This is a genomic window from Faecalimonas canis, assembly GCF_054601575.1.
The window spans coordinates 21,589-34,904 of the sequence record NZ_BAAHSI010000011.1 but is presented as its reverse complement, the minus strand read 5'-3'; the positions used below and the strand labels follow the sequence as shown (position 1 = coordinate 34,904).

The following is a 13,316-nucleotide window of genomic DNA, read 5'->3' as shown; positions in this document are numbered from 1 at the left end:
ATTATCTGATTTCTGTTTTTCCACCCATATATGCTCTTAACGCTTCCGGAATTCTCACACTGCCATCTGCCTGTAAATTATTTTCCAAAAATGCGATTAACATTCTAGGCGGTGCAACTACCGTATTGTTTAATGTATGAGCAAAATATTTTCCGTCTTTTCCTTTTACACGGATGCCAAGCCTTCTTGCCTGTGCATCTCCGAGATTTGAACAACTTCCCACCTCAAAATATTTCTGCTGTCTTGGTGACCATGCTTCCACATCTACTGATTTTACTTTCAAGTCTGCTAAATCACCTGAACAACATTCCAATGTACGAACAGGAATATCAAGAGAACGGAATAAATCCACTGTATTTTTCCACATTTTTTCATACCATTCCATACTTTCTTCCGGCTTACATACAACAATCATTTCCTGTTTTTCAAACTGGTGAATTCTATATACACCTCGTTCTTCAATACCGTGCGCTCCCTTTTCTTTACGGAAACATGGTGAATAACTTGTTAATGTATATGGAAGTTTTTCTTCATCATTTAATGTATCGATAAATTTTCCAATCATTGAGTGTTCGCTTGTTCCGATAAGGTATAAATCTTCCCCCTCAATTTTGTACATCATAGAATCCATTTCAGCAAAACTCATTACTCCTGTAACAACATTGCTTCGAATCATATATGGCGGAATGCAGTAAGTAAATCCTCTGTCAATCATAAAGTCACGAGCATATGAGATAACTGCCGAATGTAATCTTGCAATATCTCCCATCAAGTAATAAAATCCCTGTCCTGCAACTTTTCCGGCTGCCTCTGTATCAATTCCGTTAAATTTATCCATAATTTCTGTGTGGTATGGAATTTCAAAATCAGGCACAACCGGTTCACCGAATTTTTCCAATTCTACATTTTCACTATCATCTTTTCCAATTGGAACTGATGGATCAATAATATTTGGAATTGTCATCATAATTGTTTTAATTTTTTCTTCTACTTCTTTTTCTTCTGTTGACAATTCTTCCATTCTTCCTGCGTTTTGTGCTACCTGTCTTTTATATTCTTCTGCTTCTTCCTTTTTTCCCTGAGCCATACACGCACCGATTTTTTTAGAAATCTGATTTTTGTTTGCTCTTAAAGCCTCTACTTCCTGTTTAATTTCTCTGTTTCTTTTATCTAACTCAATCACTTCATCTACTAAAGGTAATTTAGCATCCTGAAATTTATTACGGATATTCTGCTTTACTACCTCCGGATTACTTCTCAAAAATTTAATGTCTAACATATCATCTTCCTCCTTATTTCCTTTAAACATCTAAACCGAATGTTTCCTGATAAATTGCTCTTTCTAATGATTCTGCCTCTTCCTCGGCAAGTTCTATATAACTTTGTCCTTTTACAATTTCTTTTATATAGAGATAACAGCCTTCTCTGCTATGCATCGCATTAATAATATATCCATTGTCGTTTCCATCTAATAATGTAAGAGCAAAACTTAGTTTTCCTCCCATTTCATTAAAAGCATCGTATTTTACAATTCCTACTTTCTGATATGAGCCTGCCATTTTTCGACTCATTTCTTTTACTTCCTGTCGTGTTCTTTTTGTCAACGTGGAAAGTGCATCAATTTCTTTGAATTTAGATAAAATACTTTTCTCTAATGTTTTTCCATCTTTTCCGCGCATAAAAGAATTGTAACTTGCTTTTAGACGATTATATTTCATATTTATACCGATTACGATCACAAACAATAATACAATCAATAACAGCATAACAACCAAAATGTAAAACGGATCAATTCCAATACTTTCTAATATCTTACTGTTCATTTGACGCATCTCCTTTTTCTATACTCATAATCAAGTCATATATGCGTTCAAAATCTTCCTCTGAATAATATTCTATTTCTATTTTCCCTTTGCCGTTTGCCTTCGGATTAATGCTGACTTTTGTTCCCATAAGTGATTTCATTCGTTCTTCACTTGCTTTGTAAATAAAGTCATTTTCTATAACTTTTTTCGCTTTTTCCTTTTTCGGATTTTTTAATTCTTTAATTAATTTTTCCGTTTCACGCACACTTAATTTTTCATTAAAAATCTTGTCTGCCAAAAGGTATTGTTGTTCCTCATCTTCAATGGCAAGCAATGCTCTCGCGTGTCCTGTGGAAATCATATCATCAATAATCATTTGCTGTACTTTTTCATTCAACTTGAGCAGACGCAAAGAATTTGTTACTGCTGTTCTGCTTTTTGAAACTCTTTCCGCTACTTCATCCTGTTTCAACGAAAACTCTTCTAACAAGCGTTTATATGCCATTGCTTCTTCTATCGGATTTAAGTTTTCTCTTTGTATGTTTTCAATCAGTGCAATTTCTACCATTTCCTGATCTGTATATTTTCTTACAACAACCGGAACTTCTTTTATTCCCGCAAGTTTTGCCGCTCTCCAGCGTCTTTCCCCTGCAATAATTTCATAGAAATCATCTTTTTTTTGTACAAGCAGCGGTTGTAATACACCAAACTGTTTAATTGAATCTGCCAATTCCAGCAAAGAGTCCTCCTCAAACATTCTTCTTGGCTGTGACCGATTTGGCTCAATTAATGATAATTTAATCATTTGTTCACCTGCTTTGACAGGTTTTTCCTGTTTTGTTTTTACTTCTTTTTTCTCAGGAATCAGGCTGTCCAGTCCTTTTCCCAAACCACCACGTTTTACCGCCATTATTCTTCTCCTTTATTAATTACCTCTTCTGCTAACAACATATAACTTTCTGCACCTGCTGATTTCGGGTCATACAAATTAATTGGCATTCCATGACTTGGTGCTTCTGCTAAACGTATGTTTCTTGGAATAATCGTTTTATAGATTGCTTTATTGAGATTTTCTTTTACATTTTCCACAACCTGAAGTGATAAATTCGTTCTGGCATCATACATTGTAAAGACAACGCCTTCCATCTCTAATTTAGGATTTAAACGTTCCTTTACCAAATCTATCGTATGTATCAACTGACTTAAACCTTCCAATGCATAATATTCACATTGAATTGGAACAAGAACTGTATCTGCTGTTGTCATTGCATTAATTGTCAGCATACTCAATGACGGCGGACAGTCAATAATAATAAAATCATAGTCTTCTTTTACTTTATCTACTGCATCTCTGATAATGTACTCTTTATTATCTACTCCTATCAATTCAATCTCAGCTGCTGACAAATCAATATTTGTTGGTAAAACATCTAGATTTTCTAAAGTTTCTTTGCAGATAACTTCTTTAATATCAGCCTCTCCAATAATCAAATCATATACAGTATATTCCACATTGTCCTTATCTATTCCTAATCCACTGGTCATATTTCCCTGTGGATCCATGTCTATTGCCAAAACTCTTTTTCCTAAAGCACTCAAACAAGCGGACAAATTAATAGATGTAGTTGTTTTTCCAACTCCACCTTTCTGATTCGCAATCGCTATTATTCTTCCCATTTGTATAGTCCCCTTTCTATCACTTTCCAATTATAACACCTTTTTATTTTTAAATCTACAATGTTTCACGTGAAACATTGTTATTTTTAAAAGATTTTTCTCAAAAATGTTTCACGTGAAACATTTTCTTTCCTTGTCCTTTATTCTGTAGTATAATAAAAACAAAAAGATGCGAGGTGATTTTATGAACTGGAAGAAAAAATTAATGAACTGCGCCTTATTTGTAGCAATAACTACATTTGTTATGTTCATTATAAATAAACTAATCTATTTTATTTCTACTGTTGAAAATGTTTTAGATAAAATCAAGGGAAACTATTATGAGTGGCGTTTCGGGAAAATTTTTTATACAAAACACGGAACAGGCAAACCACTGCTACTCATTCACGATACAACTTCAATGAATTCCGGATATGAATGGAATAAAATTGTAAAGGAATTATCTAAAACAAATACGGTTTACACAATAGATTTGCTTGGCTGTGGTCGTTCAGAAAAGCCAAATATCACATACACCAATTATTTATATGTACAGTTAATTACTGATTTTATTAAGCAGGTAATCGGTAAAAAGACAGATATTGTCGCAAGCGGATTATCTTCTTCATTTATTTTGATGGCGTGTTATATGGATGATACCATTATAAATAAAATTGTCATGGTTTCTCCACATTCTTTCGCATCATTAAACAAATCACCTAATAAAAACAGTAAAATACTAAAACTACTTTTAAATACACATATTATTGGTACTTTGGTTTATAATATTATTTTCACAAAGAAAAATATTACTTCCCTATTAGAAAAGGAATACTATTACAATAGCAACAAAGTATCCGAAGAACTGATACAAAATTATTACGAGTCTGCACACACTTGTAATTCCGCATCAAAATATGTTTTTGCAAGTATAAAAGGGCGCTATTTAAACGCAAATGTAATAAGCGCTTTGCATTCTTTAAATAATAGTATTTTTATTATTTCAGGAGATGAACATATAAAAGAATGTAAGTGTATAGGAGAACAATATCAGGAAAAACTTCCTTCCATCGAAGTTGTCCATATTGAAAAATCTCTTTTTGTTCCTCATATAGAACAACCCGAAACCTTTATTGAACAATTACAGATTTTATTAGAAACAGAATAAATAAAAGAGCCACTTTACAAAAGTGGCTCTTTTGCCGGTAATCCGGCTTTTCTTGGATATTTTTTACTTGTATTCTGTACTTTTTCTATTTTTACAAATGAACGTCCAATGTCTGTTCCCGGCAACTGAAATTTAATCACTTCCGAAAGTTTGCCTCCCAAAATATGAATCGCTTTCCTAGACGCCTCTACTTCCGAATCAATTTCTCCCGATTTATATGGAATAAACATTCCACCCACATTTACATACGGAAGACAATATTCTGATAAAGTAGAAAGATTTGCTACCGCTCGTGAAACACAGAGATCAAACTGTTCTCTATACTCTTTCTGTTTCGCATAGTCTTCCGCTCTTCCATGAATTGCTTTTATTCCAGTCAATCCAAGTTGTTCAATCACTTCATTTAAAAATTTCACTCTTTTATTTAATGAATCTAAAAGAACAATTTCTAAATGAGGAAATGCAATTTTTAGCGGAATCCCCGGAAAACCCGCCCCAGTTCCTACGTCTATCACCGTCTTTACCTTTGATACATCCAACGCTTTTACTAGAGATACACTGTCCACAAAATGTTTTTCGTTTACTTCTTCATACTCTGTAATCCCTGTTAAATTCATAAAACTATTCCACTCTACAAGGATTTCATAAAATCGATGAAATTGTTGTTTCTGTACATCATCTAATACTATATCTAAATGTGCTAATTTTTCTTCAAATAATTTGCTCATCTTATTTTCCCCACTGTTCCATATATACAAGAAGTACTGAAATATCCGCAGGTGAAACACCCGAAATTCTAGATGCCTGTCCAATAGAAATAGGTCGATACTGTTTTAATTTTTGCACCGCTTCAATTCTAAGGCTTTTTACATCATCATAATCAATATCATCCGGAATACGTTTCGTTTCCAATTTTTTAAACTGTTCTACCTGCTTCATCTGCCGTGTAATATATCCTTCATATTTAATGCTGATATTTACCTGTTCAATTACTTCATCGCTCAATTTTTCTCTCTTCGCATCAATAGGTGCAAGTGCCTCATAATTCAACTCCGGTCTTCTTATTAATTCTGCTAAAGTTGTCCCCGAATTAAGTGGTGTACTTCCATACTTTTCCAAAACTTCCTGTACTTTTGCATTTGCTCCTATATTTGTATGTTTAACTCGTTCAACTTCCTGAGCAATTTGCTTTTCCTTTTCTTTCAAATGAGAATACCTATCATTTGAGATCAATCCCACTTTATAGCCAATCTCCGTTAATCTTTGGTCTGCATTATCCTGTCTTAATAACAAGCGATACTCTGCACGGGAAGTCATCATACGATACGGTTCATGACTTTCTTTTGTTACCAAATCATCAATCAAAACACCTATATATCCTTCTGAGCGGTCTATAACAATCTGTTCCCGTCCGAGAAGTTTCAATGCCGCATTAATTCCTGCAATTAATCCTTGTGCTGCCGCTTCCTCATATCCCGAACTTCCGTTAAATTGTCCTCCACTGTAAAGCCCTTCTATTTTCTTAAACTCCAGTGTCGGATATAGTTGTCTTGCATCTATGCAATCATATTCAATGGCATAGGCATTTCGCATAATTCTTGCATTTTCCAAGCCCGGAACACTTCTGTACATTTCATACTGTACGTCTTCCGGCAGTGAACTGGACATTCCTCCAATATACATCTCATTTGTGTCCAATCCTTCCGGTTCAATAAATACTTGATGTCTGTTTTTATCCGCAAATTTTACAACTTTGTCTTCTATAGACGGACAATAACGTGGTCCTGTTCCCTCAATCATCCCTGAAAATAAAGGTGAACGGTCTAAATTTTTACGGATAATATCATGCGTTTTTTCATTTGTATAAGTAAGCCAACAAGATGCCTGTTCAATCTGTATGTCCTCCGGATTTGTCGTAAAGGAGAACGGAACAACTCTCTCATCACCAAACTGCTCTTCCATTTTACTAAAATCAATAGAATTTTTATCAATCCTTGCAGGTGTCCCTGTCTTAAAACGATACATTTCAATACCAAGACTTTTCAGACAATCTGTTAGATAATTGGCAGCCTGTAAACCGTCAGGACCTGTTTCATTACTGATATCACCGTAAATACATCTTGATTTTAAGTATGTTCCCGTACATAAAACAACTGCTTTACAATGATAAATTGCACCCGAATATGTCTGAACACCGGTTACTTTTCCATTTTCCACCAAAATATCCGTTACTTCCGCCTGTTTTAATTCTAAATTTTCCTGATTTTCCAACACGCACCGCATTGTTTTACTATACTGCGCTTTATCCGCCTGCGCTCTTAATGAATGCACGGCAGGTCCTTTTGATTTATTTAACATCTTAGACTGAATAAATGTTTTATCAATTACCTTTCCCATTTCTCCGCCTAAAGCATCAATTTCCCTTACTAGATGCCCTTTTGATGTCCCGCCGATATTTGGATTACATGGCATAAGGGCAACGCTATTTATACTTACCGTAAATACAATCGTTTTTAATCCGAGTCTTGCCGTGGCAAGCCCTGCTTCACAGCCGGCGTGCCCCGCTCCGATTACAACAACATCGTATTCATCTTTATTTTCCCATACAGAATTTGCTGAATATTTCATTTACCAAATCTTCTCCTATCGTTTCGCCCGTAATACTTCCAAGTGACTCATATGCATCTAACAAATCAATGGAGTAAAAGTCTTCAGGCATTCCATTTTCTATGCTGATAAGCACTTTTTTAAGGCTTTCCGCCGCATCTTGAAGTGCCGTTTTATGTCTTATATTTGTAATATACACTTCATCATTGAAAGAAATATCTCCATGGAAAAACATTTCTTTTAACGTTTCTTCCAGTTCTTTTATTCCCTGCTCTTCTTTTGCAGAAATGATAATCATCGGTTTGTCCAGTTTTTTTTGCAATTCTTCTTTTGTTACAACCATTTCCAAGTCAGATTTATTTAACAGAACAATTGCCTGTTTATCCTGTATCATCTCGATAATTTCCTCATCATTTGTATCAAGCGGTCTGGACGCATCCGCCACATAAATAATCAAATCCGCTTCACTGGCATGATTTTTCGCCTTATCTACTCCGATTTTTTCCACAATATCTTTTGTTTCTCGAATTCCCGCTGTGTCCATAATATTAAGACTTACGCCTTGTAGTTGAATATTTTCCTCCAAAACATCTCTTGTCGTTCCCTCAATATCGGTAACAATAGCACGTTCCTCACCTACAAGGACATTTAGCAGGGATGATTTTCCGGCATTTGGTTTTCCAACAATAACCGTCTTAATTCCTTCCTTGATTATTCTACCATTATCTGCACTTATCAGCAACCTGTCGATTTCTTCCAGCAGTTTATCTACAACTTCTTTTAATGTTTCCCCATAACCATCTACGCTAATATGCTCCGGATCATCCAACGCTGTTTCAATAAATGCCGTATGATATAGAATTTCTTCTCTAATTTCCTTAATTTTCTTCTGCACCGAGCCTTTCAGTTGACTTACGGAACTCTTCAAGGCATACTCATTTTTTGAATCAATAATATCAATAACTGCCTCTGCCTGTGATAAATCCATTTTTCCGTTTAAAAATGCTCTTTTTGTAAATTCTCCCGGCTCCGCTGGTCTTGCACCATATTTAATAACAGTTTCCATAATTTTTTTCACTACATAAATTCCGCCGTGACAATCTATTTCTACCGTATCTTCTCCGGTGTAACTATGAGGTGCTTTCATCAGCATAACTAATACTTCATCAATGATTTCTTCCCCATCAGCAATATATCCGTAATGAATTGTATATGTTTTTTCTTCCTCAAAATTCTTCTCTTTTTTCCCTCTGAATATTTTTTGAATAATTTCTATCGCTTCGTTTCCGCTTATTCTGACAATGCCGATTCCCGCACTGGACATCGCCGTTGCAATTGCCACAATCGTATCTTTTTTCATAAGAAATCTTCCTTTCAAAAAAGGCAGCCTCTTTATAAAAGATGCCGCCTTTATTCTTAATATCTTCTTGCCAATGTTACAACTACGCGTCTGTATGGTTCTTCACCTTCGCTGTGCGTAGATACATATTTGTCGCCCTGTAATGCTGAATGAATTACTCTTCTTTCATAAGGATTCATCGGCTCAAGAGAAACTGATTTTTTTGTTCTCTTAACTTTATATGCAATATTCTTTGCAAGATTTTCCAATGTTTCTTTTCTTCTTTGACGATAATTTTCTGTGTCTAATTTCACACGAACATATTCTTCTTGTGATTTATTTGCAACACGATTTGTTAAATATTGAAGTGAATCTAAAGTCTGTCCTCTTTTTCCGATAAGGATTCCCATATTTTCACCCTTCATTTCAATATTTAACGCACCTTCTTCGTCAATATGAGAAACGATTTCAACTTCCATTCCCATTGTTTTTAATACATCATGTAAAAATGCTTCGCAAACTGATACAGTTGTTTTTTCCACCGCCCCAAGTTTATGCTCGTTATGTTCTTTTACAGGATGTTCTTCAACAACTTTTTTCTCAACAGTAAGTTCTTTTTCTTCTTTTATCTCTTGTTTAATTTCTTCTTTTATCTCTTCTACAACAGGTGTTTCAACTTTTCTCCATGCCTTAATAACTGCCTGTTTACTTCCTATTCCAAGAAATCCGGCACTTCCTTTTTCAATTACATCGTATTCAACCTGATCGCTTGTAGCGCCTAACTGAATAAGAGCCTCTGTAATCGCATCGTCCAATGTTTTTGCCGATACTGTAATTTCATTCATAATGAAACCCCCTTAGTTATTCTCATTAAATCTCTTTACCATGTTTGCCTTTGATGCAAGACTTCCCGCTTTAGCATTTTTATTTGCTTCCGCTGCTTTCTTTAAACGCTCTTCTTTTTCAGCATCTGTCATCTTATTCACATTTGGCTCCTGAATGTTTCTTACGTTTCTTTGAGCCATTTCGTTAATATTCTTAGCAGATGCTCCTTTTTTCTCACGTTTCTTTTTCACTTTCTCTACATTTTTAGCAATCAAATCATCTACTGATATTTTTTCCAAATACTTATTAATAATCAACTGCTGCACACATCGGACAACCGCACTGGCAATCCAGTACAAACCTAAACCGGCTTGGAATGTGAAACACATAAATACTGATAACATAGGCATCATCACGTTCATCATTTTCATCTGACTTGCCATCGGATTATCTGCTGTCTGTGTTGTTGATGCTGTTGATGTCAACTTAATACTGAGCCACTGTGTAAGACCTGATAAAACAGGAATAATTAACGCTACAACAATTAATACTAACGCACCCGTCTTAATTCCATCCATAAACATTGTTTTAGGTGTTTCTGCAAGATTAATTCCAAGAAAACTATTTAAATGCTGTACATTCTGATGTGTGCTTTCAATAACGGAATCCAAATTACTAAATTTATCTGCAAGTGTATCCCAAGTGCTATCCTGAAATTTATATAATACGTCAATAATTGTATTTGTTTTTGTATAATCAAAATGTTTCGGGTCGATTAATATAGGAGAGGCTTTTCCGATACCTTCCATAATCTTCTGGTAACCGTCTGTTGCCATAATGGATTTTACAAGCGGTAAATAAGCATCTTTAACTCCGCCTACATATGCCGGAATATTCTGAATTACCTGCCAAAGTCCCAATAAAATAGGAAATTGAATTAATAATGAACCACATCCGCCTGTTGGTGATGTTCCATATTTATCATAAACCAACTGTGTTTCTTCCTGCATTTTCAGCACGGACGTTTGATCTCTTTTTCCTCTGTATTTTTTCTGAATTGCCTGAAGTTCAGGATTCATTGCCGCAGACATTTTTGAAAACTTCTGCTGTTTAATTGTCAACGGTATTAATAATGTATAAATAATAATTGTAAAGATAATAATACAGATACCGATATTTTCAATACCGAATAAACTGCTCATTACATTAAAGATACCGTCCATTAATTTTCCGAGCAACCATGCTATCCGTCCAATGATTGGCGTAGTTGCCTGTGTTAATAATGTACCAGTCATATTTTTTCCTCCTACTGCACTTTAAGGTACGGGGTCATATCCCCCTTTTGAAAATGGATTACAACGCATAATTCTCCATATTGTAAGAATACTTCCCTTAAAAGCACCGTACTTCTCAATTGCCTCTAACCCATACTCTGAACAGGTTGGTATATAAATACAGTGCGTTCTTACTTTCAATCCGGATAAATATTTTCTATAAAACTTAATTAGCATTATAAGCAGTTTCTTCACTTATTCCATCTCCATTTTTCTTTTCCATCAGATTATATATATGATGAAGTTTAGCCAAGTGGACTAGGGCGCTATCTATTTCTCTATACGATTTGTCATTCGCCGATGCCCTCACAATCACAACTATATCATATCCACATTGCATTTTACTTTCTTGTAGTCGATAACTTTCTCTAATCAAACGAGTTAGTCTGTGTCTTACCACACTATTTCCTACTTTTTTACTTACCGAAATTCCTATTCTGTTTTTATTTAAACCGTTTGGTTTCTTATACATAACCAAATATTTATTTGCGTACGATTTGCCACGCTTATATACGATTTGAAAATCTCTGTTTTTCTTTAAAGATTCGGAAAATTGCATCTTTCATCTCCCAATTTTTATAGAAGAAAAGGCCACATATATGCGGCCTACGCTGATAATTTCTTTCTTCCTTTTGCTCTTCTGGCAGCTAAAACTTTTCTTCCACCTGCTGTGCTCATTCTTGCTCTGAATCCGTGAACTTTCGCTCTAGATCTCTTTTTTGGTTGGAATGTCATTTTCATTGATATCCACCTCCTTAAACTCAAACCTATACTATATATATAAGTATATTATTTTTTAAAGACATCGCTTTTAATTATAGTTATAAAACCGCTTTTCGTCAAGCAAAACCTACAATTTTATACTATTTTTTTCATTTCTCCACATTATCCACATTGTGTGGATAACTTGTGGATATTTCGGGGATATAGTGTTAATTTTATGTGTATTTTCTTTTTTTCCTTTATAGTTTTCCCCTATTTTACTGGGATTTTCCGTGTTTATAAAGTTATCCACATGATTTTTCATTGCTTAAACACCAATTTTGATGTAAAATATACTGTATTATAGTATAGGTATAGTAGGTGTACTATGCACAAATGCAAGAATTAGGAGTCGTTAATATGAATATCGTCAAGGAAAAGTGGAGTGAAATTATTGAAAAATTAAGAATTGAATATGGGCTTTCAAATGTGTCTTTTAATACATGGATTAAACCTCTAAAGGTTCATGAAGTAAAGGACAATACCGTTTTTCTTCTATGTGAGTTAAAAGCAAGTATCGACCACATAAAACATAAATACGAACTTCCTTTGCGTGTTTGTATCGCCGAAGTAACAGATGAGGAATATAATGTAGTTTTTATTTGTGAAGACGATATAAAGAAAACAGAAACAAAAGAAGAAAATCAAAAAATTAAGACCATTATTGAACAAGCCAACCTAAATCATAAATACACCTTTGATACTTTTGTCGTAGGTAATAACAACCAGTTTGCCCATGCGGCTTCTCTGGCAGTTGCCGAATCTCCCGGCGAAGTGTACAATCCTCTATTTCTATATGGAGGTGTAGGATTGGGTAAAACCCACCTTATGCACTCAATCGCCCACTTTATATTAGAAGAAGACCCTACAAAAAAGGTGTTATATGTTACAAGTGAAACATTTACAAACGAACTGATCGAAGCAATTAAAAGCGGTCGTACAGGAAATGAATCTACAATGACTTCATTTAGAGAAAAATACCGTAATATCGATGTTCTTTTAATCGATGACGTTCAGTTTATCATAGGTAAAGAAAGTACACAGGAAGAATTTTTCCATACTTTTAACCACCTTCATGTATCAGGAAAACAGATTATTCTTTCCAGTGATAAGCCGCCTAAAGACTTTGAAACACTGGAAGCGCGCCTTCGTACCCGTTTTGAGTGGGGACTTATCGCCGATATTTCTTCACCGGATTATGAAACAAGAATGGCTATTCTTCAGAAAAAAATCGAACTGGATAATTTAGATGTTTATCACATTCCTGATGATGTTGTGGAATATATAGCTAACAACGTTAAATCAAATATTCGAGAATTGGAAGGGTCTTTAAATAAGTTAATTGCCCTTTATAAACTGAACTATAATTCTTCCAAAGAAATTGATATTCCTCTTGCCGCGGAAGCTTTGAAAGATATTATTTCACCGAATGAAAATCGTACTATCACGATTGATTTAATTATAGATGTTGTTGCAGAACACTTTAACGTATCCGTTGCCGACTTAAAGAGCGGTAAACGTAACTCAGAAATTGTTATGCCAAGACAAATTGCCATGTATCTTTGCCGAACAATGATAGATACGCCTTTAAAATCCATTGGAATTATTCTTGGCGGTCGTGACCACTCCACTATTAATCACGGTGTGGATAAAATTAAGGCTGAGTTGAAAACTAACGATACACTTAACAATACAATTGACATTATTAAGAAAAAGTTAAACCCGGTTTAAAAGTTATCCTTAAAGGTTACACACATTATAAAGCAGATATGAACATACTTATCCAACCTTAGAATGCTTTTATTTACAGGTTTAAGGGG

Annotated in this window: 14 protein-coding genes; 2 read left to right on the top strand and 12 right to left on the bottom strand. The window is 34.7% G+C overall.

All coding sequences use genetic code 11. The features are described 5' to 3' along the window. Position 1 precedes the first annotated feature (1 nt). Genes serS through ACYPXO_RS03490 form a run of 4 tightly spaced genes read right to left on the bottom strand, consistent with a single transcriptional unit; the run spans position 2 to position 3,482 of the window. On the bottom strand, positions 2-1,279 hold the full coding sequence (gene serS, locus ACYPXO_RS03505) for a serine--tRNA ligase (protein ID WP_459639298.1): 1,278 nt from the start codon (positions 1,277-1,279) through the stop codon (positions 2-4). Between the two features lie 22 nt (positions 1,280-1,301). Next, on the bottom strand, positions 1,302-1,823 hold the full coding sequence (locus ACYPXO_RS03500; protein ID WP_459639297.1) for a DUF4446 family protein: 522 nt from the start codon (positions 1,821-1,823) through the stop codon (positions 1,302-1,304). Beyond that, the gene (locus ACYPXO_RS03495; protein WP_459639296.1) at positions 1,813-2,715 is read right to left on the bottom strand and encodes a ParB/RepB/Spo0J family partition protein; all 903 of its coding nucleotides are present in this window, start codon (positions 2,713-2,715) and stop codon (positions 1,813-1,815) included. Before ACYPXO_RS03495 ends, ACYPXO_RS03500 begins: the two co-directional genes overlap by 11 nt. Further along, entirely contained in the window at positions 2,715-3,482 is a 768-nt protein-coding gene (locus tag ACYPXO_RS03490; RefSeq protein ID WP_459639295.1) for a ParA family protein, read from the bottom strand. The genes ACYPXO_RS03495 and ACYPXO_RS03490 overlap by 1 nt, the downstream gene beginning before the upstream one ends. A 184-nt stretch (positions 3,483-3,666) precedes the next feature. Here ACYPXO_RS03490 and ACYPXO_RS03485 point away from each other — a divergent pair, with 184 nt between their 5' ends. Next, positions 3,667-4,629, top strand: a complete 963-nt coding sequence (locus ACYPXO_RS03485; protein WP_459639294.1) for an alpha/beta fold hydrolase — start codon at positions 3,667-3,669, stop codon at positions 4,627-4,629. 14 nt (positions 4,630-4,643) lie between these two features. On the opposite strand, the gene rsmG is transcribed toward ACYPXO_RS03485, so the two are convergent. Genes rsmG through rpmH form a run of 8 tightly spaced genes read right to left on the bottom strand, consistent with a single transcriptional unit; the run spans position 4,644 to position 11,475 of the window. After that, entirely contained in the window at positions 4,644-5,357 is a 714-nt protein-coding gene (gene rsmG / locus ACYPXO_RS03480; RefSeq protein ID WP_459639293.1) for a 16S rRNA (guanine(527)-N(7))-methyltransferase RsmG, read from the bottom strand. A gap of 1 nt (position 5,358) precedes the next feature. After that, positions 5,359-7,257 carry a tRNA uridine-5-carboxymethylaminomethyl(34) synthesis enzyme MnmG gene (gene mnmG, locus ACYPXO_RS03475; RefSeq protein WP_459639292.1) on the bottom strand — a complete coding sequence of 633 codons (1,899 nt, stop codon included), beginning with the start codon at positions 7,255-7,257 and terminating at the stop codon, positions 5,359-5,361. Continuing rightward, positions 7,223-8,596, bottom strand: coding sequence for a tRNA uridine-5-carboxymethylaminomethyl(34) synthesis GTPase MnmE (mnmE, locus tag ACYPXO_RS03470; protein WP_459639291.1), 1,374 nt, complete (start codon positions 8,594-8,596; stop codon positions 7,223-7,225). Before mnmE ends, mnmG begins: the two co-directional genes overlap by 35 nt. A 56-nt stretch (positions 8,597-8,652) precedes the next feature. Then, complete coding sequence (gene jag / locus ACYPXO_RS03465; protein WP_459639290.1) at positions 8,653-9,420, bottom strand: RNA-binding cell elongation regulator Jag/EloR; 768 nt, start codon at positions 9,418-9,420, stop codon at positions 8,653-8,655. Positions 9,421-9,432: 12 nt separating this feature from the next. After that, a complete protein-coding gene (locus ACYPXO_RS03460; protein WP_459639289.1) occupies positions 9,433-10,695 on the bottom strand; it encodes a YidC/Oxa1 family membrane protein insertase in 1,263 nt (420 codons plus the stop codon). Positions 10,696-10,716: 21 nt separating this feature from the next. Continuing rightward, a complete protein-coding gene (gene yidD / locus ACYPXO_RS03455; RefSeq protein ID WP_459639288.1) occupies positions 10,717-10,911 on the bottom strand; it encodes a membrane protein insertion efficiency factor YidD in 195 nt (64 codons plus the stop codon). Continuing rightward, the gene (rnpA, locus tag ACYPXO_RS03450) at positions 10,901-11,293 is read right to left on the bottom strand and encodes a ribonuclease P protein component (protein WP_459639287.1); all 393 of its coding nucleotides are present in this window, start codon (positions 11,291-11,293) and stop codon (positions 10,901-10,903) included. Before rnpA ends, yidD begins: the two co-directional genes overlap by 11 nt. A 47-nt stretch (positions 11,294-11,340) precedes the next feature. Continuing rightward, positions 11,341-11,475 carry a 50S ribosomal protein L34 gene (gene rpmH, locus ACYPXO_RS03445; RefSeq protein ID WP_009461914.1) on the bottom strand — a complete coding sequence of 45 codons (135 nt, stop codon included), beginning with the start codon at positions 11,473-11,475 and terminating at the stop codon, positions 11,341-11,343. 381 nt (positions 11,476-11,856) lie between these two features. On the opposite strand from rpmH, the gene dnaA reads away from it, so the two are divergent. Next, positions 11,857-13,227: a chromosomal replication initiator protein DnaA gene (gene dnaA, locus ACYPXO_RS03440; RefSeq protein WP_459639286.1), complete on the top strand. Its 1,371-nt coding sequence runs from the start codon at positions 11,857-11,859 to the stop codon at positions 13,225-13,227. Positions 13,228-13,316: the final 89 nt, after the last annotated feature.